20 protein-coding genes (1 of these 20 running past the window's edge) are annotated in these 24,526 nt (G+C 66.4%); 8 read left to right on the top strand and 12 right to left on the bottom strand.

The window, feature by feature from the left end; translation table 11 throughout:
• On the top strand, positions 1-54 hold the end of the coding sequence (locus BXU08_RS17995) for a lipopolysaccharide biosynthesis protein (protein ID WP_253190429.1). It extends 1,425 nt beyond the left edge of the window; only the last 54 of its 1,479 coding nucleotides appear in the window; the start codon falls outside the window, past its left edge; the stop codon is at positions 52-54.
• Here the strand turns inward: BXU08_RS17995 and BXU08_RS17990 are convergent.
• A complete protein-coding gene (locus BXU08_RS17990; protein WP_077511366.1) occupies positions 51-479 on the bottom strand; it encodes a CBS domain-containing protein in 429 nt (142 codons plus the stop codon). The two genes, BXU08_RS17995 and BXU08_RS17990, sit on opposite strands and share 4 nt — an antisense overlap.
• A 65-nt stretch (positions 480-544) precedes the next feature.
• Between BXU08_RS17990 and BXU08_RS17985 the strand changes: the two genes are divergently transcribed.
• The gene (locus BXU08_RS17985; RefSeq protein ID WP_077511364.1) at positions 545-844 is read left to right on the top strand and encodes a hypothetical protein; all 300 of its coding nucleotides are present in this window, start codon (positions 545-547) and stop codon (positions 842-844) included.
• Here BXU08_RS17985 and BXU08_RS17980 read toward each other — a convergent pair.
• The 6 genes from BXU08_RS17980 to hisS all read right to left on the bottom strand — a co-directional run bounded on the left by BXU08_RS17980 (position 841) and on the right by hisS (position 8,485).
• A complete protein-coding gene (locus tag BXU08_RS17980) occupies positions 841-2,364 on the bottom strand; it encodes a DUF4139 domain-containing protein (RefSeq protein WP_253190428.1) in 1,524 nt (507 codons plus the stop codon). The genes BXU08_RS17985 and BXU08_RS17980 overlap by 4 nt on opposite strands.
• Before the next feature lie 8 nt (positions 2,365-2,372).
• A complete protein-coding gene (locus BXU08_RS17975) occupies positions 2,373-3,845 on the bottom strand; it encodes a DUF4139 domain-containing protein (protein ID WP_077511360.1) in 1,473 nt (490 codons plus the stop codon).
• A gap of 81 nt (positions 3,846-3,926) precedes the next feature.
• The gene (locus BXU08_RS17970) at positions 3,927-4,856 is read right to left on the bottom strand and encodes a DUF4167 domain-containing protein (protein WP_171982620.1); all 930 of its coding nucleotides are present in this window, start codon (positions 4,854-4,856) and stop codon (positions 3,927-3,929) included.
• Between the two features lie 255 nt (positions 4,857-5,111).
• The gene (gene prmC, locus BXU08_RS17965) at positions 5,112-5,924 is read right to left on the bottom strand and encodes a peptide chain release factor N(5)-glutamine methyltransferase (RefSeq protein WP_171982568.1); all 813 of its coding nucleotides are present in this window, start codon (positions 5,922-5,924) and stop codon (positions 5,112-5,114) included.
• Between the two features lie 117 nt (positions 5,925-6,041).
• A complete protein-coding gene (prfA, locus tag BXU08_RS17960) occupies positions 6,042-7,115 on the bottom strand; it encodes a peptide chain release factor 1 (protein WP_077511356.1) in 1,074 nt (357 codons plus the stop codon).
• Positions 7,112-8,485, bottom strand: coding sequence for a histidine--tRNA ligase (hisS, locus tag BXU08_RS17955; protein ID WP_077511354.1), 1,374 nt, complete (start codon positions 8,483-8,485; stop codon positions 7,112-7,114). Before hisS ends, prfA begins: the two co-directional genes overlap by 4 nt.
• A 399-nt stretch (positions 8,486-8,884) precedes the next feature.
• On the opposite strand from hisS, the gene BXU08_RS17950 reads away from it, so the two are divergent.
• The 3 genes from BXU08_RS17950 to BXU08_RS17940 are packed head-to-tail and all read left to right on the top strand — an operon-like array spanning position 8,885 to position 14,718.
• The gene (locus BXU08_RS17950; RefSeq protein WP_077511352.1) at positions 8,885-10,084 is read left to right on the top strand and encodes an efflux RND transporter periplasmic adaptor subunit; all 1,200 of its coding nucleotides are present in this window, start codon (positions 8,885-8,887) and stop codon (positions 10,082-10,084) included.
• A gap of 6 nt (positions 10,085-10,090) precedes the next feature.
• Complete coding sequence (locus BXU08_RS17945) at positions 10,091-13,276, top strand: efflux RND transporter permease subunit (protein ID WP_077511350.1); 3,186 nt, start codon at positions 10,091-10,093, stop codon at positions 13,274-13,276.
• Complete coding sequence (locus BXU08_RS17940) at positions 13,273-14,718, top strand: efflux transporter outer membrane subunit (protein WP_077511349.1); 1,446 nt, start codon at positions 13,273-13,275, stop codon at positions 14,716-14,718. Before BXU08_RS17945 ends, BXU08_RS17940 begins: the two co-directional genes overlap by 4 nt.
• Here the strand turns inward: BXU08_RS17940 and BXU08_RS17935 are convergent.
• The 5 genes from BXU08_RS17935 to BXU08_RS17915 are packed head-to-tail and all read right to left on the bottom strand — an operon-like array spanning position 14,709 to position 20,823.
• Positions 14,709-16,169: a tryptophan 7-halogenase gene (locus BXU08_RS17935; protein ID WP_077511347.1), complete on the bottom strand. Its 1,461-nt coding sequence runs from the start codon at positions 16,167-16,169 to the stop codon at positions 14,709-14,711. The two genes, BXU08_RS17940 and BXU08_RS17935, sit on opposite strands and share 10 nt — an antisense overlap.
• Positions 16,166-17,659 carry a tryptophan halogenase family protein gene (locus tag BXU08_RS17930; protein ID WP_290439632.1) on the bottom strand — a complete coding sequence of 498 codons (1,494 nt, stop codon included), beginning with the start codon at positions 17,657-17,659 and terminating at the stop codon, positions 16,166-16,168. The genes BXU08_RS17935 and BXU08_RS17930 overlap by 4 nt, the downstream gene beginning before the upstream one ends.
• Positions 17,660-17,699: 40 nt before the next feature.
• The gene (locus BXU08_RS17925; protein WP_077511343.1) at positions 17,700-18,329 is read right to left on the bottom strand and encodes a 2-dehydro-3-deoxy-6-phosphogalactonate aldolase; all 630 of its coding nucleotides are present in this window, start codon (positions 18,327-18,329) and stop codon (positions 17,700-17,702) included.
• Complete coding sequence (locus BXU08_RS17920) at positions 18,326-19,198, bottom strand: 2-dehydro-3-deoxygalactonokinase (RefSeq protein ID WP_077511341.1); 873 nt, start codon at positions 19,196-19,198, stop codon at positions 18,326-18,328. The genes BXU08_RS17925 and BXU08_RS17920 overlap by 4 nt, the downstream gene beginning before the upstream one ends.
• Entirely contained in the window at positions 19,189-20,823 is a 1,635-nt protein-coding gene (locus tag BXU08_RS17915) for a sodium/solute symporter (protein ID WP_077511339.1), read from the bottom strand. Before BXU08_RS17915 ends, BXU08_RS17920 begins: the two co-directional genes overlap by 10 nt.
• A 197-nt stretch (positions 20,824-21,020) precedes the next feature.
• On the opposite strand from BXU08_RS17915, the gene BXU08_RS17910 reads away from it, so the two are divergent.
• From BXU08_RS17910 to BXU08_RS17900, 3 genes are all read left to right on the top strand, one after another.
• Positions 21,021-21,764: a FadR/GntR family transcriptional regulator gene (locus BXU08_RS17910; protein WP_077511337.1), complete on the top strand. Its 744-nt coding sequence runs from the start codon at positions 21,021-21,023 to the stop codon at positions 21,762-21,764.
• A 55-nt stretch (positions 21,765-21,819) separates the two neighbouring features.
• A complete protein-coding gene (locus tag BXU08_RS17905) occupies positions 21,820-22,383 on the top strand; it encodes a hypothetical protein (protein ID WP_077511335.1) in 564 nt (187 codons plus the stop codon).
• A 273-nt stretch (positions 22,384-22,656) separates the two neighbouring features.
• The gene (locus BXU08_RS17900) at positions 22,657-24,513 is read left to right on the top strand and encodes a methyl-accepting chemotaxis protein (protein ID WP_077511333.1); all 1,857 of its coding nucleotides are present in this window, start codon (positions 22,657-22,659) and stop codon (positions 24,511-24,513) included.
• Positions 24,514-24,526: the final 13 nt, after the last annotated feature.

The following is a 24,526-nucleotide window of genomic DNA, read 5'->3' as shown; positions in this document are numbered from 1 at the left end:
GCGCGCGGTACGCTCGACGAAGTGATAGCGCTGGTCCGCAACCGGCGCGGCTAAACCGCCTGAATATAGGCGCGCATTGCCTCGGCTTCGGATTCGATGCGCTCGATGCGGTACTTCACCAGATCGCCGATCGAGATGAAGCCGACGCATTGGCCGCGATCGATTACCGGCAAGTGACGGACGCGGCGCCTGGTCATCAGCGCCAGTGCGCCGAGCACCGATTCGTCGGGCGTGACGGTGATCGCCGGCGCCGTCATCACGTCGCGCACCTTGCGGTCAAGCGCCGCGGCGCCTTCCCGCTCGAGGCTGTAGATCACGTCGCGTTCGGAAAAGATTCCGGCCACGCCGTCGCCATCGATAACGGGTACGGCGCCGATGCGCCGGCTGGCAAGCAGCGCGACGGCTTCCGCCACGATGCTGTCCCCCGCGATCGACACCACGGCATGTCCTTTTCCCCCCAGGATTGCGGCGATGGTCATCGCAAGTCTCCGCTTTCGGGTTCAGGCGATTGTTTCTCCCATGATTCGCGTCCAATTGCAAAATCATGAGCACGCCGCGGGAAGATCTCGATGACCCGAAATATGCCGACTTCGCCTGGGGACGCTATCGGCGCATCCTCAAATGGATGGCGCTGGTGTCGCTGCTAACCGCGGGCATCGCCGAGCTGGCGCTCTACTGGTCGCTGGGATCGCTCAACTTCGTCACCATCAGCGCGACGTTCCTCGGCGTATTCCTGACGATGATGCTCGCCGCCGCGCTGATGGGGCTGATGTTCCTGAGCTCGGGCAGCGGGCACGACGCGCGAGTCCAAGACCGGCTGAAGGGCGAAATCGACATCGATTAGTTTGCGATCCGGGCGAGGCGATAGCGTAGCGTTGCCACACCATTGGCAGGCACCTTGACGGCCCAGAGCGGCCGGCCATTCTTGCGGCCGAGCCGGACCGATGGCTTTTCGAGCCGGTAGTGGGTGTCGTCGAAGGCGAGCTGGCCTTCGAAGCGAATCGGCCAGGGATGCGCGTTCGAAATCGTCAGCGAATGACTGCCGTCTCCGGACACGATGGCGCTTTGCGAAAGCCCCTCGGCCTCGCCCAGGATGACATCGACATCCTCGCCCACCGCCTTGTCGCCGGTGCTGCCTTCCCCCGACAATCCCAATGTCTCGCCCAGGGGTTCGAACACCGCGACCTTGCCGGCAGGAAGCGGCACGCCAAGGCCGTCCTCCTTCTTGTTGCGGAAGCGCAGGCCCCGTTCGATGGCGAACGAACTGGGGTCGCTGGCATCAATCCAGCTCGAATAGACGATCGCCGTCTTCACGTCCGGCTTGAGGTACATCGCGACTTGCTTCTGCGCATTCGATGCGACGGTCGTCGGGATCGGCATGCGATAGAGCTTGAGGTCGCCGAGATCCTCGCCGACCACAGTGACCGGTGCCGCCGCCGCCCGCTTGAGCGATGCGCGCATACCAGTGACGACGATGTCCGCTGATTCGTACATCGCCGCAGGCGCCGGCGGCGGCGCCAGATTAGAGAAATCCTGGGGTAATGGGCGGAAGAAGCATTTCAGCACCAGCGACTGGTTCGGAGTGAACTGATAGCGGCGCTGGTCTTCGCGGTTCACCTTGCCCGCCACGACTGCCATGTCGGCATCGGCGAAGCTGGTAGGATCGCTGTTGGCAAGCGTCACCCAGGCGGTCAGGTCGGCGCGGTTGCCGCCTTGGTGCAGATTGACGACATAGTTGGACTGCCAGTCGAAACCCCAGGCGAGGTAGGACAGGTTGATCGTCACCGTCGCCGCGGCGGGCGAATCGGTCTCGATCGACAGCGTCGGACGCGGCGCCAGGCCGGCAGGCACGCCTTCATAGACAGGCTGTTCAAGCAGGGGGCCGCAATTGATCGCTTCGAAACCGCCCTGCGTCTGGAGGATCGCGGCGCCGTCTTCGCCCGAACGGATCACCGCGCGTTCTTCGCGGACGACACCGGTGTTGCGATCGGTACGGCGCAGAACCACCGGCCGGCCCCAAGAGCGCGCGAACAGGCTGCGTGGCGAAAGCAGGTCGGCGTCGAGATTCTTCTCGCGCACGCCGGCGGGAAGGCCGGTAACGATTGCACTTTCGGGAAGCAGCCCGCCCGCAACTCCCTCGAAGCGGATCACAGCGCGGCCTGCAGGAATCGTCACCGTTCGCCGCTCGGTGACCAGCGCATAGCCTTGGAGCCAGCCGAGATTCATCGCTGAATCCGGGCCGCGATCCTCGGCTCGATAGATGGTGACTGCAACGCCTTCGGGCGCGACCGAAGTCACCATCGGTTGCGCGGCGACGGGTGCGGCCGCGAGCAGGATCAACCAGGCGAGGCTCCGCCAGCGCATCCTACGGGTCAGTAGCGCGTGTCGAAATCGACGGTGAGATTGGTCTCGCCATTGGCGGGGACGCTCACCAGCCACACGCGCTCGTCCTGCGAGCGCTGGGTGCCCTTGATACTCTCGTTGGGAACGCGGCTGTCGTGCCACCACCAATGATCGAGCCCGCCCTGCACCACTTCGACCATCACCGGCGTGGGCCGCGCATTGGTGACGCGGTAGCGCATGGTCGTCCGCCAATACGTGACGGCGCGATCGACCGTGACTTCGCTGGTCTGGCCGTTGCGATCGGTGATCCGATACCGCTCGCTGCGTGCCCATTCGTTGCTGTCGATCTGCGCCCGCTTCTCGACCGTGGGCTGGATTTTCACGTCGAAGGCCTCGCCGGTCTTGAGCGCGAGATCGGAACCCATCGGCGTGTGCGGGATGTTGTTTTCGCCGATGAACTGCGGCTGCCCGCGCGCATCGCGCATATAGACGCGCACCGTGCCGGCGGGCAGCGCATCGCCTAGGCCGCCGGCGCGCGACGAGGAGAAGCGCAGCACCGTATCGACACTCGCCGCCTCGTTGAGGCTGCTCAGCCAATCGTTGCGGAAATAATAGGCCTTGGCCGCGGGGGCGCCACTGACGTCGAGGAAGCTGACCTGCTTCTGCTGGGCGTTGGCGAGCGTGGTCCGTCCGGCAATCGGATAGACATAATAGTCGCCGAGCCGCTCGCGATTGGCGCTTTCGGTGCCGGGCCGATTGCCCGAGGGATTGCGCGGCTGGAATCGCGGGCTGCTGTTCACCTGCCCGCCCGGGGCGCCGGCGACGAGCAGGGTGCGGGCATTGGGGAAGCTCGTTCCGCTGGTGTTGTTGAGCGTGATCCAGCCCTGGACGTCGATCTTGCCCGCCGCTTCGTCGAACAAGGTGACGTAATCCGCCTTCCAGCCGAACCCGTTCGAAAGATAGCTGAGCGTCGCCGGCCGCGCGCCGCCGCGCGTCGCGTCAAGCGTCACCGACAGAGTCGGCCGTGCGCGCAGATTGGGGGGAAGTTTGGCGAAGACGACGCGGGCGTTCATTCCGCTGAGCACTTCGATACGGTCGCCAACGCGGACGATCGTACCGCCGTTGTTGGCGAGGACCTGCGCGGTCTCGCGCGTTTCCGCACCGGTGGCCGGATTGGTGCGGACGAGCGACACGCTCTGCCCGACTGCCTTGTCCATCAGCTTTTGCGGCGAGAGCAGATCATAGTCGAAATTCTGCTCGACGATCCCTGCATCCTCGGCAGAGAGCGTGACGGTCTCGGGCCGGATCCGCGCCGAGACGTCGGCGAATTCCTGGCGGTTGCGCCCGGTGGACAGAGTCAGCGTCCGCTTGTCCTGCACCAGCGCCAGGTCGTTATTGTAGATCGTCACCGAGACGTCGCCCTGGGCATTGGGCTCGTCGGGTGCGGTCTGGGCGTGCGCGGCGAGCGGCAATGCCGCCACGATAAGAGCCGTCAAACGCAAAGCATCCTCCCCCGGACCGTTCCGAAGGAGGATGCTAGCAGTTCGGTTGCGAAGGGCTAGCCCTCCGTGATCAATCGGCGATTACGCAGCCGGTGGAACCTCGGCGTCGTCGCTCTTCACGCGGCGGCGGCGGGGCTTCTTTGGTGCTTCCTCGGCATCGTTGGCGGCAGTCGCCTCGGTGCCGAACGCCGGCGGCAGGATTGCGGCGTCGATGCCCTGCGGCGCATCGGCTTCGGCGCTTTCCTCGCGCCGGGGACGGCCGCGGCCACGCGCCGGACGCGGCGCACGCTCTTCGATCGCTTCGCGCTGTTCGTTGAACAGTTCGGGAGCAGGCGCTTCCGGCGTTTCGGCCTGGTGTCCGTTGGCATAGCCATTGGCGCCGTTCGCATTGGGACGGCGATCGCGGCGACCCTCACGGGCTTCGCGCGGCTCGCGATCCTGGCGCGGTTCGCGCTCGGGGCGCGCTTCACGATCCGGGCGAGCTTCGCGATCCTGACGCGGCTCACGGTCCGGACGGGCTTCGCGATCCTGGCGGGGCTCGCGATCGTCGCGGTCGCGACGGGCTTCCTGGCGAGGCTCGCGGTCCTGGCGCGGTTCCCGCTCGTAGCGCGGCTCGCGCTGCTGGGGACGATCGTCGCGCTGGTCGCGCTGGTCGTCGCTGCGATTACCCTCGGCCTCGAATTCGAAATCCTCGTCGTCGCCGTCGATATCGTTGCTCGGGCGCGGCTGCGGACGCTGGTTCGGGTTCGCCTCCTCGAAGCGCGAGCGGGTCTCGCTCAGCACCCGGAAATAGTGGTCCGCGAACTGGAGATAATATTCGGCGTTGACCCGATCGCCCTGCATCTGCGCATCGCGAGCAAGGTTCTTGTACTTTTCGAGAAGCTGAGCCGCATTGCCGCGGGCGCGATTGTCGATGCGGTTGCCATTGCCCTGGTTGGGGCTGCCGCCCTGACGCTGTTGCTGACCGCCACGACCGCGACGGCGGCCGTTGTTAGCCTGACGATTGTTCATCAAGGTCTGTATGTCCTGTCTACTAAAGCCGTCCGTCGATCCATCGGGGTCCCGGATGCACGTTACACTTGCGGACAGCGCCGATACGGCGCTTCCGCCCGCCATGGCCGCCGGACTGCAGCGGCACACATGACCATGGAGTAGGCCTTAGCCCTATGTTTCAACAACTTGGTTGAAAGTGCCTCGCCCCGGCGCTGTCTTAGCCCGTGGTGCACTAATCTCCAAGAGGAAATATGGGACGCAGGGGTGCCGGTTTCAAGTAAGTAGTATCACGCGGGGACGGCCGCCGAGATCGCTGTGGACGGCGGGCAAAAGGCCGTGCTGGAGCGCCAGCGCGGACACCGCCTTGGCCTGCGTCCAGCCGATCTCGAGGACCGCGGCGCCGCCGGGCGCAAGCAGATCGGTGAGCGCCGGGAGGATACGGCGATAGTCGTCGAGGCCGTCGGGCCCGGCGAACAGCGCCGAGGCAGGTTCGTGCTCGCGCACCTCGGCCGGAAGCTGCTCATGCGTGCCGATATAGGGCGGGTTGGCGAGGATCAGGTCGAACGGCTCGGCGAGTCCGTCGGTCCAGTCGCCGAGGCGGAACTCGGCGCGGTGGGCCATGCCCAGACGCTCGGCATTGGCGCGGGCATAGCCGAGCGCCGCTTCCGAAGCGTCGATGCCAAGCCCGGTCGCCTGCGGCCATTGGTCGAGCGCGGCGAGCAGCAAGGTGCCGGGGCCGGTGCCGAGATCGAGAATTCGCGCGGGGGCGCGTTCGTCGAAATGCTCGATCGCGGCTTCGATCAGCGTCTCGCTGTCGGGGCGCGGGATCAGCGCGCCAGGGCCGACCTGCAGCTCGATCGTCCAGAAGGCGCGGGTGCCGGTGATATAGGCGATCGGCTCGTGGGCCAGGCGGCGGTTCAGGAAGAGCCCGAAGGCTTCGGGGGTGGGATCGTCCAGGTGTTTGAGGAGCAAGTCCTGGCACGAGATGCCGAGCGCGTGGGCCATGAGGAGCTCGGCGTCGAGCCGGGAGGTGTCGGTGACGGGCGCGAGGAGCTGCGTCGCCTCGACGAGCGCCTGCCGTATCAAAGCCCCTCCCCTTCAGGGGAAGGGTTGGGGTGGGGCAGTGCCCCAAGCGGCAGTCTGGGTGAGACGGACAGGCCCCACCCCCAACCCCTCTCCTGAAGGGAAGGGGCTTTATGAGTCCTACCCATCCAGCTGCGCCAGACGATCCGCCTCGTCCTGCGCGATCAGCGCGCCGACCAGTTCGCCCATCTCGCCTTCGAGGATCTCGGGCAGGCGGTGTAGCGTCAGGTTGATGCGGTGATCGGTCACCCGGCCCTGCGGGAAATTGTATGTGCGGATGCGCTCGGAGCGGTCGCCCGAGCCGACCATCGATTTGCGCGCGCCGGCGCGCTCGGCGTGGAGGCGTTCGCGCTCCTGCTCGTACAGGCGGGTGCGGAGCACCTTCATCGCCTTGGCCTTGTTCTTGTGCTGCGACTTCTCGTCCTGCTGGATCACCACGAGGCCCGTGGGGATGTGGACGATGCGCACCGCCGAATCGGTGGTGTTGACCGACTGGCCGCCGGGGCCCGACGAGCGATAGATGTCGATGCGAAGATCCTTGTCGTCGATCTTGATGTCGACTTCCTCGGCCTCGGGCAGCACCGCGACGGTGGCGGCGGAGGTATGGATGCGGCCCTGCGTCTCGGTGGCGGGGACGCGCTGGACGCGGTGGACGCCACTCTCGAACTTCAGCTTGGCGAACACGCCCTTGCCTTCGAGCGAGGCGATCGCTTCCTTGAACCCGCCCGAATCCGACGCGGAGGAGGAGATCAGCTCGACCTTCCACCCCTGCCCCTCGGCATATTTCTGGTACATGCGGAACAGGTCGCCGGCGAATAGCGCGGCCTCGTCGCCGCCGGTGCCGGCGCGGATCTCGAGCATCGCGGCGCGCTCGTCGGCGGCGTCGCGCGGGAGCAGCGCAAGCGCGAGCTTGCGGTCGGCGGCTTCGAGCGCCTCGCCGTTTGCGTGGAGTTCCTCGGACGCCATCTGCCGGATCTCGTCATCGGCATCCTGAGTCATATGCTGGAGCGACTGTGCCTCCGCGCGCAGCCGGCGCACTTCGCCCGCGGCCTGCGCGACGGGCTCGAGCTCGGCATATTCCTTCGAGACCTGGACGAAGCGGTCGCCCTGCAAGTCGCCGGTCGCCATAAGCGCCTGCAACTCGTCGCGCCGCGCCTCGATCGCGGCAATGCGGTCGGCGGGGATCGAGGTCACAGCGTATCGACAATCTTACCTGAGGGAAGCGCCCAGAAAACGGCCCCGGCCGGCTTCTGCGGCATGCGCTCGTTCAGTGGCAGCGGCGCCTCGCCGTCCTCCAGGTAGTGGTCTTCGAATACGAATTCCCAAAGCGTCTGCGCAGTCAGGTGCGCGAGCAGCTTTGCCTGATCTCCACTATAAAGTGCCTTGAGAGTCACTTGTTCGGTCGCGAGCTCGTCATCACCGATGATAACGGCATATCTGGCCCCGGCTTCAGATGCCTTAGCCATGCGTTTCTTCATGTTGCCGCGGAACGCCATGTCGGTCGAAATGCCCTTTCGCCGCAGTTCGGCAAGGATACGCTGGGCCGCAACGGCAGCGTTCTCGCCCATCGGGATTACGACTGCATCCACCGGACGGCTCTCCGGCTCCTCAATCAGCATCGCCAGACGCTCGACGCCCGCCGCCCAGCCCACGCCCGGCGTCTCGGGCCCGCCAAGCGAACCGATCAGTCCGTCATAGCGGCCACCCGCGAGGACGGTGCCCTGCGCGCCGAGGCGGTCGGTGACGAATTCGAACGCGGTGTGACGGTAGTAATCGAGGCCACGGACGAGGCGGCTGTTACGGGTCCACTGAACGCCCGCCGCATCAAGGCCATCGGTGACCGCCTTGAAGAAGGCCGCAGCTTCCTCGGTCAGATAGGCGTCGATGTCGGGCGCGCTGTCGGCGATCGGGCGGTCGCGCGGGTCCTTCGAATCGAGGATGCGCATCGGGTTCTTTTCGAGGCGGACCTGGCTGTCCTCCGACAACGCGTCGCGGTGCGCTTCGAAATGCGCGACCAAAGCAGTGCGCCACGCGTCGCGCGTCTCGGCGTCGCCCAAAGTGTTGAGCTGGAGCGTCACGCCTTCGGCTATGCCGAGCTCGTGGAGCAGCTGGTCGGCGAGGACGAGCAGTTCGACATCCGCCGCGGGCTCGGCCGCGCCGATGATCTCGGCATCGATCTGGTGGAACTGGCGGAAGCGGCCCTTTTGCGGGCGCTCGTAGCGGAACACCGGGCCCGCAGTGGCAAGCTTGAGCGGCGCATACTGCTGCCAGCCCTCGGTGATATATGCCCGCGCTATGCCGGCAGTGAACTCCGGCCGCAGCGTGATCGAATCGCCGCCGCGGTCCTCGAAGGTGTACATCTCCTTCGAGACGACGTCGCTGGTCTCGCCCATCGAGCGTGCGAACACGCCGGTGGCCTCGAAAATCGGGATCTCGAGCCGCTGGAAGCAATATAGGCGGCGCACCCGATCGAACGTGTCGAGCACCTGCGCGAAACGCCGCTGCTCGTCGCCGAAGATGTCCTGGGTGCCCCGGATGCGCTTTGGGGTTTCGATACGTGCCATTTGGCGCGGTTTCTAAGGCGTTCACGAAATTTGCGCCACTCCCTTTAAACGCGTCGCCGCGATCCCATATTCCGATGCAAGTTCAACAACATGGAAGGAGGTGATCGAATGTCTCATTGTCCCACGCCGTCTGCGGCGCGCACTCAGGCTTCGGTTCGCTCCATCGGGGCTGCCGCCTGAGGCATTGAAACATGGTCGCTCGCCGCAGCGGCCGGCAATGGAAAAAGGCCGTCCCGAAAGGGGCGGCCTTTCGTGCATCCGGACCCTATCGTGTATCTGGCATGTGTCTGACACATCCTGATACATTTCTTCCCTAGTCGCCGCGCAACCAGCTGCCCTATGGGCGGGTTTCGGAACTGAACTGCGCTGCACAACAGGCGCTACGAGCGGGTCTGCGATTTGAATCTGAAGCTTTCGAACATCTCCGGATCGGCCACGGCACTCGCGGCCGCCCTTCTTCTCGCCTCCTGTGGCAGCGGCAACAACAGCGCCCAGAAGAAAGGCGTGGCGGGCCCGGCGCAAGTCGGCTTCGTCGTGGTGCAGCCGACCAGCGTGCCGGTGACCGTCGAGCTTTCGGGCCGCGTCACGGCGTTTCAGATGTCCGAGGTTCGCCCCCAGGTCGCTGGCATCGTCAAGCGCCGCTTCTTCACCGAAGGCTCGATCGTCCGCGCCGGGCAGACGCTCTACCAGATCGATCCCAGCCTCTATCAGGCACAGGCATCCGAGGCGCAGGCCAATCTGGAGAGCGCGCGCGCTACCGCCGAGGCCGCGCGGATTCGCGCCGACCGCTATCGCCCGCTTGCCAAGATGGAAGCGGTGAGCCAGCAGGACTATACCGACGCCGCGGCGCAGGCGCGTCAGGCGACTGCCGCCGTGGCACAGAACAATGCGCAGCTGCGCACCGCGCAGATCAATTTGCGCTTCACCCGCGTCCCCGCCCCGATCACCGGCCGGATCGGGCGCTCACTGGTCACCGAAGGCGCGCTGGTCACCACCAACCAGGCCGACCCGCTGGCAGTGATCCAGCGACTCGACCCGATCTTCGTCGATATCCAGCAATCGAGCGCCGAGATGCTCGCGCTGCGCAAGTCGCTGGCACAAGGCGGGCTCGCGCCGGCCAGCGCGACGGTGCGGCTCAAGCTGGAGGACGGCAGCGATTACGGCCAGACCGGGACGGTCGAATTCTCCGAAGTGATGGTCAATGCGAACACGGGAACGGTGACGTTGCGCGCGCGCTTCCCCAATGCCCAGGGCATCTTGCTGCCCGGCATGTTCGCCCGCGCTTCGTTCGCGCAGGCGATCGATACCCGGGCGTTCCTGGTGCCCCAGGCCGGGCTGTCGCGCGATCCGCGCGGCAACGCCACGGTCTATGTCGTCGGGCCGGGCAACCGCGCCGTGGCGCGGACCGTGATCGCGGAGCGGACGATCGGCGCGAACTGGGTGGTGACCCAGGGGCTTGCCGCGGGCGACAAGGTGATCGTCCAGGGCACCGCCAATCTGCGTCCCGACGCCGAGATCCGTCCGGTTCCCGTCACGACCCCGCAGCGCATCGAAGCGCCCAAGGCGGGCGCGAGTGCCGCCGCCAAGAAGAGCGGCTGACCGCGCATGTCACGGATTTTCATCGATCGCCCGATCTTCGCCTGGGTGATCGCGATCATCGTCATGCTGATGGGCGTCGGCGCGATCATGTCGCTGCCTATCGCGCAATATCCCGACGTCGCGCCGCCGCAAGTCAATGTCCGCGCCTCCTATCCCGGCGCTTCGGCCGAGACGGTGCAGAATTCGGTCACCCAGGTGATCGAGCAGCAGCTGACCGGGATCGACGGACTGATCTATTTCAGCTCGTCCTCCACCTCGCGCGGACAGGTCAATATCTCGGCGACGTTCGAGAAGGGCACCGATCCGGACATCGCGCAGGTCCAAGTCCAGAACCAGGTCCAGCAGGCGCTGTCCCGCCTGCCCCAGCAGGTCCAGCAGCAGGGTTTGCGCGTCACCAAGTCCAACCCCGACTTCCTGATGATCGTCGGCGTCTATGACGAGACCGACAAGCGCACCAACCAGGACGTGTCGGACTGGATGGCCTCCAACATGCAGGACCAGCTCGCGCGGATTCCCGGCGTGGGCGAAACCAATGTGTTCGGCGCGCCCTATGCGATGCGGATCTGGCTGAACCCCGATCGGCTGGCCAGCTATGCGCTGATGCCCAGCGACGTGATCACTGCCATCACCAACCAGAATACCGAAGTGGCGGCCGGGGAGATCGGCGGCCAACCCCAGCCGAGCACGCAGATGCTCAATGCCACCGTCACTGCCCAGTCGCGGCTGCAGACCCCGGCACAGTTCGAGCAAATCATCCTCAAGACCGAGACCAGCGGCGCCAATGTGCTGCTCAAGGACGTCGCACGCGTCGAGCTCGGCGCCGAGAGCTACAACGCGGTCAGCCGCGTCAACGGCCATCCGGGCGCAGGCATCGCGATCAGCCTGGCCCCCGCCGCCGACGCGCTCGAGACCGCCGAGCTGGTCAAGGCCAAGGTCGAGGAGATCGCACGCGGTTTCCCGGCGGGCTTCAAATTCGCCTATGCCAACGACACGACGGCCTTCATCAAGCTTTCGATCGAGGAAGTGGTGAAGACGCTGGTCGAGGCGATCATCCTCGTCGTGATCGTGATGTTCATCTTCCTCCAGAACTGGCGGGCGACGCTGATCCCGTTCATCGCGGTGCCGGTGGTGCTGCTCGGCACCTTCGCAGTGTTCTATGCGCTCGGCTTCTCGATCAACACGCTGACGCTGTTCGGGCTGGTGCTCGCGATCGGCATGCTCGTCGACGACGCGATCGTCGTAGTCGAGAATGTCGAGCGGCTGATGGAGGAGGACCCCGACCTCTCGCCGCGCGACGCGACGATCCAGTCGATGGAGCAGATCCAGTTCGCGCTGGTCGGCATCGGGCTGGTGCTTTCCGCGGTGTTCCTGCCCATGGCGTTCTTCGGCGGATCGACCGGCGTGATCTACCGCCAATTCTCAGTGACGATCGTGTCGGCGATGGTACTGTCGGTGCTGGTGGCGCTGATCCTCACGCCTGCGCTCACTGCGACCCTGCTCAAGAAGAAGAGCGAGCATGGCAATGGCTTTATCGAGCGGCGCTTCCCCAGGGTCGGCAATTTCTTCGCCCGCGCCCGTGACGGCTTCAACCGCAATTTCGACCGCGGCGTCGAGCGCTATGTGCGCACCGTCGGCACCGTGGTCGACCGCAAATGGCTGTTCCTGCTGCTCTATGCCGCGGTGTGCCTGTTGCTGGTGCTGATGTTCACGCGCCTGCCCACCGGCTTCCTGCCGACCGAGGACCAGGGCGCGGCATCGGTGCAATTTCGCCTGCCCGCCGGCGCGACGCAGAGCCGCACGCAGGAAGTGCAGCAGGCCGTCGAGCGCTATTTCATGGGCCAGGAAGGCGCGAACACCGCAACGATGTTCACTGTCACCGGTGGCGGCGGCGGTGGTGGCGCGAGCGGCCAGAATACCGGACAGGGCTTCATCAACCTCGCCGACTGGTCGAAGCGCAAGGGCACCGAGAACGGCGCTGAGGCGATCGTCCAGCGCGCGTCGGGGGCGTTCCGCAACTTCCGCGATGCCCAGGTCTTCGCGCTGGTGCCGCCGTCGATCCGTGGTCTCGGCCAGTCGAGCGGCTTCACCGTGCAGCTGCAGAATTCCAGCGGCATGTCGCGCGAGCAATTCCTCGCCGCGCGCGACAGGCTGCTCGCCGCCGCGAACAGCGATCCCGCGCTCGCCCAGGTGCGCCTGTCCGACCTGCCCGACGTGGCGACGCTCAAGGTCGATATCGACCAGCAGAAACTCGCCGCGCTCGGCATCGGCCAGGGCGACGTCAATTCGACGCTGTCCACGGCCTGGGGCGGGCGTTACGTCAACGACTTCATCGATCGCGGACGCGTGAAGCGCGTCTATGTTCAGGGCGACGCGCAATATCGCGCCTCGCCCGGCAATATCGACGAATGGTTCGTCCGCACCCGCAGCGGCGAGATGGCACCCTTCTCTTCGTTCGCGCAGACCAGCTGGGCCACCGCGCCGACGACGATGTCGCGCTTCCAGGGCATTCCTTCGTTCGAGATCCAGGGCCAGGCCGCGCCGGGGCAGAGCTCGGGCGATGCGATGCGCCGGATCGAGGAGCTCGCCTCGCAGATCCCGGGCACCAGCGTCGCATGGTCGGGGCTGTCGTTCCAGGAGCGGCTGTCGTCGGGGCAGGCGCCTTATCTGTACGCTGTGTCGCTGCTCGTCGTGTTCCTGTGCCTTGCGGCCTTGTACGAGAGCTGGTCGATCCCGGTGGCCGTGCTGCTGGTGATCCCGCTGGGGCTTGTCGGCGCGGTGTTTGCCGTGACGCTGCGCGGGTTGCAGAACGACGTCTATCTCCAGATCGGCCTGCTCACGACGATGGGCCTAGCCGCCAAGAACGCCATCCTGATGATCGAGTTCGCCGAGCGTGCCGAGAAGGAAGGCAAGCGCGTGATCGACGCGGCGCTGGAAGCGGCCCGCATCAGACTGCGTCCGATCCTGATGACCAGCCTCGCCTTCATTTTCGGCGTGCTGCCGCTCGCGATCTCGACCGGCGCCGGGGCAAACAGCCGCATCGCGATCGGCACCGCGGTGATCGGCGGGATGCTGACCGCGACGATCCTGGCGATCTTCTACATCCCGTTGTTCTTCGTCCTTGTCCGCCGCGGCGTGCGCGACGGGCTCAAGGCATTGCGCGAACGCGGCAAGAAGCCGGAGGCGGCGGCATGAAGCGCGCGGTTCTGTTTCTCGCGGCGACTGCCCTCGCCAGCTGCTCAATGGAGCCCAAATACGTCCAGCCGGCGGCGCCGGTGCCGCCAAGCTGGCCGGTCGGCGACGCCTATCTGGCGAGCAGCGAGGCGACATTGCCCGCGGTGACCTATCGCGACATCTTCCGCGATCCGCGGCTGCAGGCGCTGGTCGCCCGGGCGCTGACCGAGAATCGCGACCTGCGCCTCGCCGCGGCGAACATCCGCGCCGCGCGCGAGCAATATCGCATCCAGCGCGCCGACCGCTTTCCCGAAGTCACTGCCGGCGCGGGCGCGACCGTGCTGGGCGGCGAGCGCAGCAGCGGCAGCACCGCGAGCGGCGCTTCGGGCGCGCGCACCAGTTTCACTGCCGACGTGGGAATCACCGGCTTCGAGCTCGACTTGTTCGGACGCGTCGCTTCGCTCACCCGCGCCGAGCAGAACCGTTATTTCGCTACCGAAGCGGGCGCACGCGCGACTTATCTGACGCTGGTCGGCGACATCGCGGACGCGTGGCTGCGCTATGCCGCCGACGCCAGCCTACTCAAGATTGCGCAGGATACTGCGGGCAATGCCGAGAACAGCGTACGGCTGACCCGCGCGCGGCTCGAGGGCGGGATCGCGCCGCGCACCGACCTGCGTCAGGCCGAGCAGGTACTCGAAGCCGCACGCGCCGACCTTGCCGAGCAGCGCACCGCGCTGGCGCAGGACATCAACGCGATGCAATTGCTTGTCGGCGCGCCGATCGGCTCGAACCTGCTCCCCACGTCGCTGGACGAGGCGGCGCCGATGATCGCCGAGCTGCCCGCCGGGATCGATTCGAGCGTGCTGTTGCGCCGCCCCGACGTGGTGCAGGCCGAATACACGCTCCGCGCCGCCAACGCCCAGATCGGCGCCGCCCGCGCTGCGCTGTTCCCCCGCATTTCGCTGACCGGGCTGCTCGGGCTCGCCAGCAATGCGCTGACCGGACTGTTCAGCGGCGGCGGGTTCACCTGGTCGGCGGGGGCGGATGCGAGCTATTCGATCTTCAACGCCGGCGCGGGCCGCGCCAATGTGCGGCTGAGCGAGGCGCAGCAGGAAGCCGCAGTCGCCACCTATGAGCGTGCGATCCAATCGGCATTCCGCGAAGTCGCCGATGCGCTGGCGCGGCGCGGCACGATTACCGAGCAGTTGCGCGCGACGCAGGCACAGGCCGATGCCGCGGCAGACACGTTTCAGCTTGCCGAGGCACGCTATCGCGGCGGGATCGACACGTTCCTGTCGAGCCTCGACGCGCAGCGCTCGCTCTATTCGGCGCGGCGTACTTTGGTGAACACACGGCTGGTGCAGGCGAGCAATCTGGTGACCCTTTATCGCACGCTTGGCGGCGATTCGCTGCTGCGAGCGACGCCGCAAGGCCCCGAGGCGACTACTCCTCAGCCCTGACCGTCGGCAGGCTCAGATGGACGGCGCGACGGCCAGGTCCTGGGCACGCCGCAGCGCACCAGATAATCGGCATAGGGCGGCAGGCGCTGCGGCAATTGCGACAGGCCGACACGCATCTCGGCCATGCCGGCAATTGCCGCCGCGGCGGGCACGGCCGCGGCGAGGGAGTCGATGGCGACCGGCAGCACGCCCAACCCGAGCAGCGCCGCAAGCCAGATCTCCTCGAGCAGGCTGTCCTCGTCGTGATGGATCAGCCGGCCGCGGCGCTCGAACTGCTGGAGTGTGGCGGCAAGGCTTTCGGGGGCGGTGATCACCACGCCCGCGCGGAGGTAATGGAGCGCCTGGAAATCGCGCATCCGGATCGTCTCTTCGCGCGCACGCCGATTATATTCGGCGATCTCGACAGGGTGGCAGTCGCGCCCCGGCAGCAACTCGATCGCGCGGGCGATGCCGCTTTGCGCGAGGTGCAGGTTGGGCCAGTGCAACGGATCGAGCGCGACCGCGGCGTCGCCGACTGCCAGGACGTTGCCGACCCAGGGTTGGCTGCGCCGCCCCGGACGGATCGCGATTGCGGGCGCTCCGCTATCGGGCGCGCCGGCTGAGGAATGGATACGGCCCAGCAGGGTCTTGCCCGGCAGCGGGGTGACGAACTGCCAGCCATTCGCGGCGCCGCCGATAATCGTGTCGTTGGGATCCGCGGCGCTGGGCGGGGATTCGCCGAGCTGCACGCGATCGAACGGCAGCGCGTCGCGCCAGTCCTCGAACCCGTCGGCGACGGCAGCGGCCAACGCAGCAGATGGCCCTGAGGCATCGAGATAGAGATCGGCCTCGACCCGCCGGCCATCGGTGAGAAGCAATGCCGCCACGCCGCCCTCCGCGCGCCGCTCGATGCCGCCGAATGCACCCGCAACCCGAGCGACGCGCAGCTGATCGGCCAGTGCCGCAAGCACCGCACGATAGCGCGCCGGATCGAGCCGCAGCGCATAGTCGAACGTTGCCAGCGGCGTGCCGGGTTGGGGATGGGCGAATCTGCCCGCCTCGGCGAGTACGCCGGCGGCGGCATAGCAGTGCCAGGCTTCCGCCCGACCCTCGCGGCGTGCGCGTGCCCAGAGCTGATGAAAGGCGATGGGCCCGGCGGCCGCGCCGTGATCGCCATGGACATGATACCAGGTCGCGGCGCCCGCCGGCCAGTTCTCGAAGCGCAGACCGAGCCGCGGCACGGCGGCGCCCGCGCGGATCAGCGCCGGTTCGTCGAGGCCGATACTGGCGTGGAAGCGGTGGATCGTGCTGGTGCTGCCGGGCAACAGGTCGGCGAGCGCAGCGGAATCGGGCGGTGTCTCGATAACCGTGACTGCGATTCCGGGCAACGCGCGCGCGAATGCCGCCGCGGCGGACAGGCCGGTGATGCCGCCGCCCAGTATCGCGACGCTGCGGATCGCGCGATCGCTCACGCCGACAGCCCGAGCGCAGCGCGGTGGCCCGGAAGCGTCGCCACTTCACGGGCGATCTGCCCGCGCAGCCGATCGAGCGCCTGCCCCAGTTCGCCTGGATTGGCGGCATCGACGCGCTGGTCCCACGCTTGCGGGATGATCCCCTGCCCGATCATCACCGCGATCCAGCTCGGCTCGAAGAACAGCCCGCGGCTATAGCGCTGGATGCGCCCGGCACGGCGGAACAGTTCGATCTTCTCGGCAAGGCTGTCCGGAATCGGCATGTGGCGAACATAGCGCCAGAACTCCGAATCATCGCGCGTGCTGGCGTGATAATGGAGGATCAGGAAGTCGCGGATTCGGTCATATTCATAATCGATCTGCGTGTTGAACGCGTCGCGATCGGCATCCTCGATCGGCCCGATCGGGAACAGGTCTAGCAGCTGGGTGATCGCCGCCTGCGCCAGATAGATGCTGGTCGATTCGAGCGGTTCGAGAAAGCCCGAGGCAAGCCCGATCGCGACGACATTGTGCGACCAGCTGCGCTTGCGGCGACCGGCGCGGAACCGCAGCATGCGCGGCTCGGCGAGCGGCTCGCCATCGACTGCAGCGAGGATCGCATCCGAGGCGGCATCGTCGGAGAGATGCGCGCTCGAATAGACATAGCCGTTGCCGACGCGGTGCTGGAGGGGGATCCGCCAGCGCCAGCCAGCGGCCATCGCCGTGGCGCGGGTGACTGGCTCGATTTCGCCCCGCGGCGAGGCGCAGGGCAGCGCCGTCGCGCGATCGCATGGCAGCCAATGCGACCAGTCTTCCCATTCCTCGCCGAGCGCGTCGCCGAGCAACAGGCTGCGAAAGCCCGAGCAATCGACGAACAAATCGCCTTCCACCCGTGCGCCGCTTTCCAGCACCACCGCGGCGACGTCGCCGCTTTCGCCATCGCGATCTACCGTGACGATCCGGCCTTCGGTGCGCGTCACGCCGCGCTTTTCGGCAAAGCCGCGCAGGAACGGTCCGAACTTCGTCGCATCGAATTGATAGGCATAGCCATAGGTCGAGAGCAGCGTGGTCGGGTCCGCGGCGGGCACTGCGAAGCGCTGCTGCACCGCCATCACATTGGCAACCGAATATTCGGCGATCTCGCCGCCCCGCCCCTGCGCATGCATCCGCAGCCACCAGTGCAGGAAAGGCACGCCGTTCAGCGGCTGGCCGAACACGCCGAAGGGGTGGAGATAGACGTCACCCGGCTTGCCGAAATCGCGGAACTCGATGCCGAGCTTGTAGGTGGCGTGCGTGGCCGCCATGAACTCGGCCTCGTCGAGCCCGAGCGTCTGGATGAAAGCGCGCAGATGCGGCAGCGTCGCCTCGCCCACCCCGACGATGCCGATCTCGGCGGATTCGATCAGCTCGACACTGGCCGCGTGCGGCAGCAGCTTGGCGATCGCCGACGCGACCATCCAGCCTGCGGTGCCCCCACCGACGACGACGACATTTTTGCGTGGTTGAGTCACCTCGCCCCCTCTCCGGGCGCGGGTGTAGGCGATTATCGGGTCAGCTTGCCAGTGCAGAGACGAACGCGCGTGCCCGTTCGCCGACTTCGGCCGCGATGAGACCCACCCTGTACAGCGCCGATCCCAGCCCGAAGCCGTCGGCGCCGGCTTCGCGCCACGGCGTCATGGTGTCGGGCGCGACACCGCCTACGGGCAGCAGGCGCAGGTCCTTGGGAAGCACCGCGCGCATCGCCTTGAGTATCTCCGGGCTCGATCCCTCGGCCGGGAAAAGCTTGAGCGCCGTGGCACCGGCCTCGAGCGCGGCAAAGGCCTCGGTTGGCGTGACGACGCCGGGGAGCGAGACCAGGCCGGCTTGGGCGCTGGCCGCGATCACGCGGATGTTGGCGTTGGGCGAGATGATCATCGTGCCGCCGGCCCCGGCGACTTGCCGGACCTGGTCTTCGGTGAGCACGGTGCCCGCGCCGATCACCGCCCTGCCCTCGAAGCGGCGGGCCAGCCGGGCGATGCTGTCGAGAGGCTCGGGCGAGTTCAGCGGCACTTCGATCAGCGTGAAGCCAGCGTCGACCAGCGCGTCGCCGATCCCCTCGACTTCGTCGGGCTTCACCCCGCGCAGGATGGCGATAAGCGGGCAGCGCGCAAAGGCGGCATCGAAGGCGGCGATATGGCTCATTGTCTCACAATCTCGTTGATGCCAGCGACGAACGCAGCATGGCTGTCGATCAGGTGCGCGGCGCGGCCATGGGCCTCGATCGCCGCGGAATAAAGCCCGCCGAGCACCGGATCGGCGAGGATATGGACGGTGTCGTGCCCCGAAGTCGCAAGGCGTGCGGCGACATCGGTGCCGATGAGCAGTCCGCTGGCATAAGACGCGGCATCTGCGTCGGCGCGCGCCCCAAGCATCTTCGCGGCGCGGATGCCGAACAGCGACGCGGCGAGATCCTGGCGCTTGCCGTCCTCGACGCCTTCGAGGAACGCGGCGCCGAGCGTCACCTCGCCCGCAAGCTGCGTGGCGAGCAGTCCGTGCTTGCGCAGCAGTGCAAACAGCTCACCGGTCATCGCCGTGACGAAGTCGGCGACCTTGCCGCCCTCCATCTCCACCCATTTGCAATGGGTGCCGGGCTGGGCGAGCAGCGCGTCCCTTGGCACCAGCCCCGCCGCGACGGCGCCGAGCAGTTGGACTTCCTCGCCGCGCATCACGTCGGGACGCCCACCGACCAACGTCGAGATGCCGGGCACGATAGCCGTGCGGTCGTCGATCCACAACAGGCCTGCCGCGAGTTCGGCGACCCCGGCGGGCGCGGCGACATAGGGCGCCGGCCGCCAGCCAATGTTCGAGCCGACCATGCCCGCTAGCAGCATCGGCAACTCGCCGAAGCGGCCGCGGATCGCAACTGCCTCCGCGTCGAAGTCCTCGACCGAAGTCACACCCCGATCGTCGCGCTCGGTCTGCACGACCGCGCCGCCGTCGATCAGGAACACGCGCCGGTTGGTCGTGCCCCAATCGACGGCGAGGAAGCGGCTGCCGAAACTCACCACCAGGTCGCGTACAATGCGATGAGGATGAGGATCACGCCGACGCCGGCGATGTTGAACGCCCCCGTGGTGCGGAAGGTCACGCCTTCCATCGTCACTCGGTTGGCATCGCCGCGGCCACGCACCAGCAGCGAGACGGCCATTGCGAGGAACAGGCTCACCACGAACACGAACATCATGCGGTTCATGAACGGGAAGAGATAGGCGTTCAGCGCGTCCGGCAGGAAGTCCGACGGGATTCCGATCTTGAGGATGTAGGAGAGCAGCACCGACGTGAGCGCGGCGACGATCGCACCGGCTTCGGTCGCGGGCTTCCAGAACAGGCCAAGCAGGAAGATCACCGTGATGCCAGGCGTGAAGAAGCCCGAGAATTCCTGGATGAACTGGAAGGCCTGGTCCGACTGGCCAATCAGCGGCTTGGCGGCGATGATCGCGATCACCACCGCAATCGCGGCAACGATGCGGCCGACGAGGACTAGATGCTTCTCCTGCCCCTCGACTACGGCGACGCCGTCCTCGCCGCGGGTCTTCATGCCGCGAGCCTTGGCGTATAGATCGAGCGTGAAGATGGTGGCGATCGAATTGATCTTCGAAGCCGTCGAGGCGATGATTGCCGCGATCAATGCCGCGAAGACGAGGCCGAGCAGGCCCGGGGGCAACAGCCGCATCATTGTCGGATAGGCTTCATCGGGCTTGGCGAGATCTGGCGCCAGCACCACCGCGGCGATGCCCGGCAGCACGATGATCACCGGCATGATCAGCTTTAGGAACGCGGCGAACACCACGCCCTTCTGCGCTTCGCCCAGGTTCTTGGCGGCAAGCGCGCGCTGGATGATGTACTGGTTGAAGCCCCAATAGGACAGGTTGGCGATCCACATGCCGCCGACCAGCACCGCGATGCCGGGCAGATCCTTGTAGAAGGGATTGTCCTGCTCGAGGATCATGTCGAAGTGGCTCGGCGCGCGCTCGGTGAGCACGTTGAAGCCGGCGAGCACGCCTGCACCGCCGCCGATCTGGTCGAGCGTGAGGTACGAAACCACAAGGCCGCCGAGCACGAGCAGCGTCACTTGGACGATGTCGGTGAGCGCCACTGCCTTGAGCCCGCCATAGAGCTGATAAAGCAAGGCGAAGCCGCCGAGGCCGATGAGCGCCGCGGTCTGATCGACGCCCGCCACCTTGTTGACTGCGATCGAACCCAGCCAGATGATCGAAGTAAGGTTCACGAATACATAAAGCGCGAGCCAGAACACCGCCATCAGCACCGGGAGCACACGGCCGAACCGCTGCTCGAGGAACTGCGGCATCGTGTAAATCTCGTTCTTCAGGAAGATCGGCAGGAAGTATTTGCCGACGATCAGCAGCGTCAGCGCCGCCATCCATTCATAGGAAGCGATCGCGAGGCCGATCGCATAGCCCGAACCGGCCATGCCGACGATTTGTTCTGCAGAAATATTTGCGGCGATCAGCGACGCGCCGATCGCCCACCAGGGCAGCGACTTGGATGCGAGGAAATAATCCGACGTATCCTTGGCATGGCCCGCCTTTTCCCGGCTAACCCATTGGGCAAGGCCGAAAATTCCGATCGCATAGGCGATCACGACGAACAGATCGATGTTCGAGAGACTCGTCATTGCTTCCTCCCTGCCCCGGGCGCCGGCGGCTGATGCCGCGCTCTTGTGCCCGCCTGTGACGCCGGATCCGGCGTGGTTGGTTCATTTATCGTATTTATTGGACTTGTCCAGCGCCACCACTCCGCTAACGTGGATCAAACAATGGCGTGGAGAGGGTCCTGACATCGTTGTCGGGGCGGATCAAGAGGCGACGGGGGATGGCAAACTATCCGGCTCTAGGAACGGAGGACGCGCGGCCGCAGCTGGGGCGCAACCTCACCTATGGCATGCTCGACAGCCTAGGGCGCGCGATCGTCACCGGGCGCTACGAGCGCGAGGCTTTCCCGACCGAAGCGGAGCTCGCCAAACAGCATGGCGTCAGCCGATCGGTGACGCGCGAAGCGGTTAAGATGCTCACGGCCAAAGGGTTGCTCAGCGCCCGTCCGCGCCAGGGCACCGTGGTCCAGCCGGCGACCAACTGGAACTTGTTCGACACCGACGTGCTGCGCTGGCTGCTCGAGCGGCAATTCTCGGTCGAACTGCTCCGCCAGTTCAACCAGCTGCGCGTTGCGATCGAGCCGGAGGCGGCGGCGCTGGCCGCACGCGTCGGCACGCCCGAGGACCTGGCGCGCATCTCCAGCGGCCTCGAACGGATGGAAGCCGCCGAACAGGGCCTCGAGGACACGCTCGAAGCCGATATCGCCTTCCACGTCGCGATCCTGCGCGCGTCGGGCAATCCCTTCTATGCCCAGTTCCGCGATGTAGTGAGCACTGCGCTGCAGACCTCGATCCGCTTCACCAACCGCCTCAAGGGCCGCACCGCCAACGTCGCCGACCATGCCGCCGTGCGCGACGCGATCGCGGCACACGATGCCGATGCCGCACGGACTGCGATGCGCGCATTGATCGGCGATGTGCTCGAACTGATCGACGATGTCGAAGCGAGCGAGGCGAAGGGCTGAGGCTGCGGTTTCCCGATCGAACATGCCGCGTTAGACGCCGGCGGTGGGGGCCAGCATGACCGATTTCGAATTCATCTTTGCACTGTTCGGACTGTTGCTGGGCCTGTCGCTCGCCGAAGTGCTGGGCGGGGTTGCGCGCGCGATCGAGGCGCGATTGCAGCCGGCCTCGGCGATCCGCATCGGCTGGCTGACACCGCTGATGGCGGCGTTCGTGATGCTCGATCTACTGTCGTTCTGGCAGGCTGCGTGGATCGTGCGCGACGTCATCGGCGTGTCGGGCCGATCGCTGATGGCGGTAACCGGGTTTGCCAGCGCCTATTACATCGCGGCGCGGCTCGCCTTCCCGCGCGAGATCGGCGACCATGCCGACCTCGACACGCATTTCTTCCAGGTTCGCCGCATCGTCATTGGCATCCTGTTCGTGCTGCTGCTGTGTCAGTTCGCCTGGTATGCGAGCATTCCGGCGCTCGCGGGGCATCTCGTCCAGCCGCTGCCCCTGACGCTGACCGCGATCCTCGTGATGCTGATGACAGGCGCGATAGTCGCACACGGCGAAACCTGGTGCCGGCTGGTGATGCTCGCGCTCGTCGGGCGCTATGTCGTCGTCTACCTTCTCTGATCCGTCCGCGCGTTAGCAATGTGCCCGACGCGCCAGGCCCGAGACGCCATTCGGCGCCGCTAGCTAAGCAACAGAAATAGCGCGGAAATAATCCGGAAACAGTGCCGGCACCGCTGCGTCTAGGGGATTATATCTAGGTTAACCCCCTCGGCACCCCTCGTCTCCTCCTATGATGGCATTGATGATCGGCGTGGCGAACCCGCGGAAGCGAGGGGCGTGTTCGCGGGCGCTCGCCTCGGCGGGGGCCGCGCCGGAGCTATAGGTACGGAGCCAATGATGTCTTTGCAGAACATCCCAATTTCGCGGAAACTTGCCGGCGCTTTCGGTGCGCTAATCGTGATCTTTGCCGGTGTCGGCACGCTGATCTTCCTCAACCTGACCGCGATGGCCTCGGCCGGGGACGACAAGGAACGGTCGCTGCGCGCGCTCGAGCAGACCCAGACGATGCTCACTCAGGTGCTCGAGCAGCAGAACGCCGCACGCGCCTTCGCGATCCTCGGCAAGGACGAATTCGCCAAGACCTATGACGAGAGCGGCGAGAAGTTCTTCGCGACGGTCAAGACCTTCAAGGAATTCTCGACGCTGGAGGAGCAGCATAAGCGCGCCGACCAGCTCGTCGTCAATGTCCAGGAACTCCGCGGCAAGCTTGACAACATCATCAAGCTGGCGCGCAACCCCGCGACCCGCGCCCAGGCGGGCGAACTCTCGGGCGTGAAGATGCTCGGTGAGATCCGTCCGCTGATCAAGGAAATCAGCAAGTTCCAGGAAGAGCGCGTCGAAGCGCGGATCATCGCCGAGGACGAGGCCGTCGCGTCGTCGAAATGGGCGATCTGGATCGGCGGCGCCTTTGCAGTCGGTCTTTCGATCCTGCTCGGCTGGCTGCTCTCGCGCGGCATCGCGGCACCCGTTGCCCAGATGACCGGCGTGATGAACACCCTCGCCAGCGGCAACAACACCGTCGAAGTGCCCGGCACCGATCGCGGCGACGAGATCGGCGCGATGGCCAAGGCCGTGCTCGTGTTCCGCGAAGCCGCGGTCGAGAAGGCGAAGACCGACGCCGCCAAGAAGATCTCGGATGCCGAGCAGCAGCGCGTTGTCACGACGCTCGAAGTGAATTTGAGCAAGCTGGCGCAGGGCGACCTGACCAGCGAGATCAACGACGCCTTCTCGCCGGAATATGAATCGGTGAAGGTTAACTTCAACGCCGCCGTGCACGAGCTCCGCACCCTGATCGGCACCGTGATGGAAAGCGCGCTGACCATCCGCACCGGTTCGGGCGAAATCGCCCAGGCATCGGAAGACCTCGCCCGCCGCACCGAAGCCAATGCAGCCAGCCTGGAGGAAACTTCGGCAGCGGTGACGCAGATGGACGGCCGCCTCAAGGCGACGGCGGCTTCGGCCGGCCGCACCGTCGAGCGCGCCGATGGCGCCATCGCCACGGTCTCCGGTGGTCGTGCGATCGCCGACGACGCCGTGCAGGCCATGAGCCGCGTCGCCGACGGCGCCAAGGGCATCGACAGCGTCATCGAGGGCCTCGACAAGATCGCGTTCCAGACCCGGGTTCTCGCGATGAACGCCGCGGTCGAAGCCGGTCGCGCGGGTGAAGCCGGCCGCGGTTTCGCGGTCGTCGCCGACCTCGTCTCGGCGCTCGCCATGCGCTCGGAAGAGGAAGCGGCCCGCGCCCGCGACCAGCTGACAGCCACCCAGACCGACATCGTCTCGGCCGTGGAAATGGTCCAGAAGGTCGACAGCGCGCTTGCCGACATCTCGGGCGACGTGGGCGAAGTCCATGCGCTGCTCGGCCAGATGGCCAGCGACAACCAGGCCCAGTCGACTGCGATCACCGAAATCTCGGTGGCGATCGGCACGATGGACCAGTCGACCCAGCAGAACGCCGCGATGGTCGAGCAGACCTCGGCTGCCGCACGCAACCTCAGCGGCGAAGTCGCCGCGCTGAGCGAGCAGGCGTCGAAGTTCAACGTCGGCACCGGCGGCCGTCCGGTCACGCGCACGAGCGCCCCGGCCAAGACCGCAAAGGCACCAGCCAAGAGCAATGGCTATGTCTCGCCGGTCAAGGCGCTGCCGGTCGCCGCAATGGCGAGCGGCGGGGACGACTGGGCTTCGTTCTAAGCTTCTCGTCCGG

The sequence above is a fragment of the Sphingomonas sp. LM7 genome (assembly GCF_002002925.1).
Lineage (GTDB): Bacteria > Pseudomonadota > Alphaproteobacteria > Sphingomonadales > Sphingomonadaceae > Sphingomonas.
Note: the sequence above shows the minus strand (reverse complement) of the source record. Positions and strands in the feature narration are given on the sequence as shown.

Coding starts and splice junctions, on each gene's coding strand:
- BXU08_RS17925 (WP_077511343.1), bottom strand. CDS start 18,329: ATGAGCCATATCGCCGCCTTCGATGCCGCCTTTGCGCGCTGCCCGCTT.
- BXU08_RS17940 (WP_077511349.1), top strand. CDS start 13,273: ATGAAGCGCGCGGTTCTGTTTCTCGCGGCGACTGCCCTCGCCAGCTGC.
- BXU08_RS17900 (WP_077511333.1), top strand. CDS start 22,657: ATGATGTCTTTGCAGAACATCCCAATTTCGCGGAAACTTGCCGGCGCT.
- BXU08_RS17945 (WP_077511350.1), top strand. CDS start 10,091: ATGTCACGGATTTTCATCGATCGCCCGATCTTCGCCTGGGTGATCGCG.
- BXU08_RS17915 (WP_077511339.1), bottom strand. CDS start 20,823: ATGACGAGTCTCTCGAACATCGATCTGTTCGTCGTGATCGCCTATGCG.
- BXU08_RS17985 (WP_077511364.1), top strand. CDS start 545: ATGAGCACGCCGCGGGAAGATCTCGATGACCCGAAATATGCCGACTTC.
- BXU08_RS17980 (WP_253190428.1), bottom strand. CDS start 2,364: ATGCGCTGGCGGAGCCTCGCCTGGTTGATCCTGCTCGCGGCCGCACCC.
- BXU08_RS17910 (WP_077511337.1), top strand. CDS start 21,021: ATGGCAAACTATCCGGCTCTAGGAACGGAGGACGCGCGGCCGCAGCTG.
- BXU08_RS17905 (WP_077511335.1), top strand. CDS start 21,820: ATGACCGATTTCGAATTCATCTTTGCACTGTTCGGACTGTTGCTGGGC.
- BXU08_RS17970 (WP_171982620.1), bottom strand. CDS start 4,856: ATGAACAATCGTCAGGCTAACAACGGCCGCCGTCGCGGTCGTGGCGGT.
- hisS (WP_077511354.1), bottom strand. CDS start 8,485: ATGGCACGTATCGAAACCCCAAAGCGCATCCGGGGCACCCAGGACATC.
- BXU08_RS17990 (WP_077511366.1), bottom strand. CDS start 479: ATGACCATCGCCGCAATCCTGGGGGGAAAAGGACATGCCGTGGTGTCG.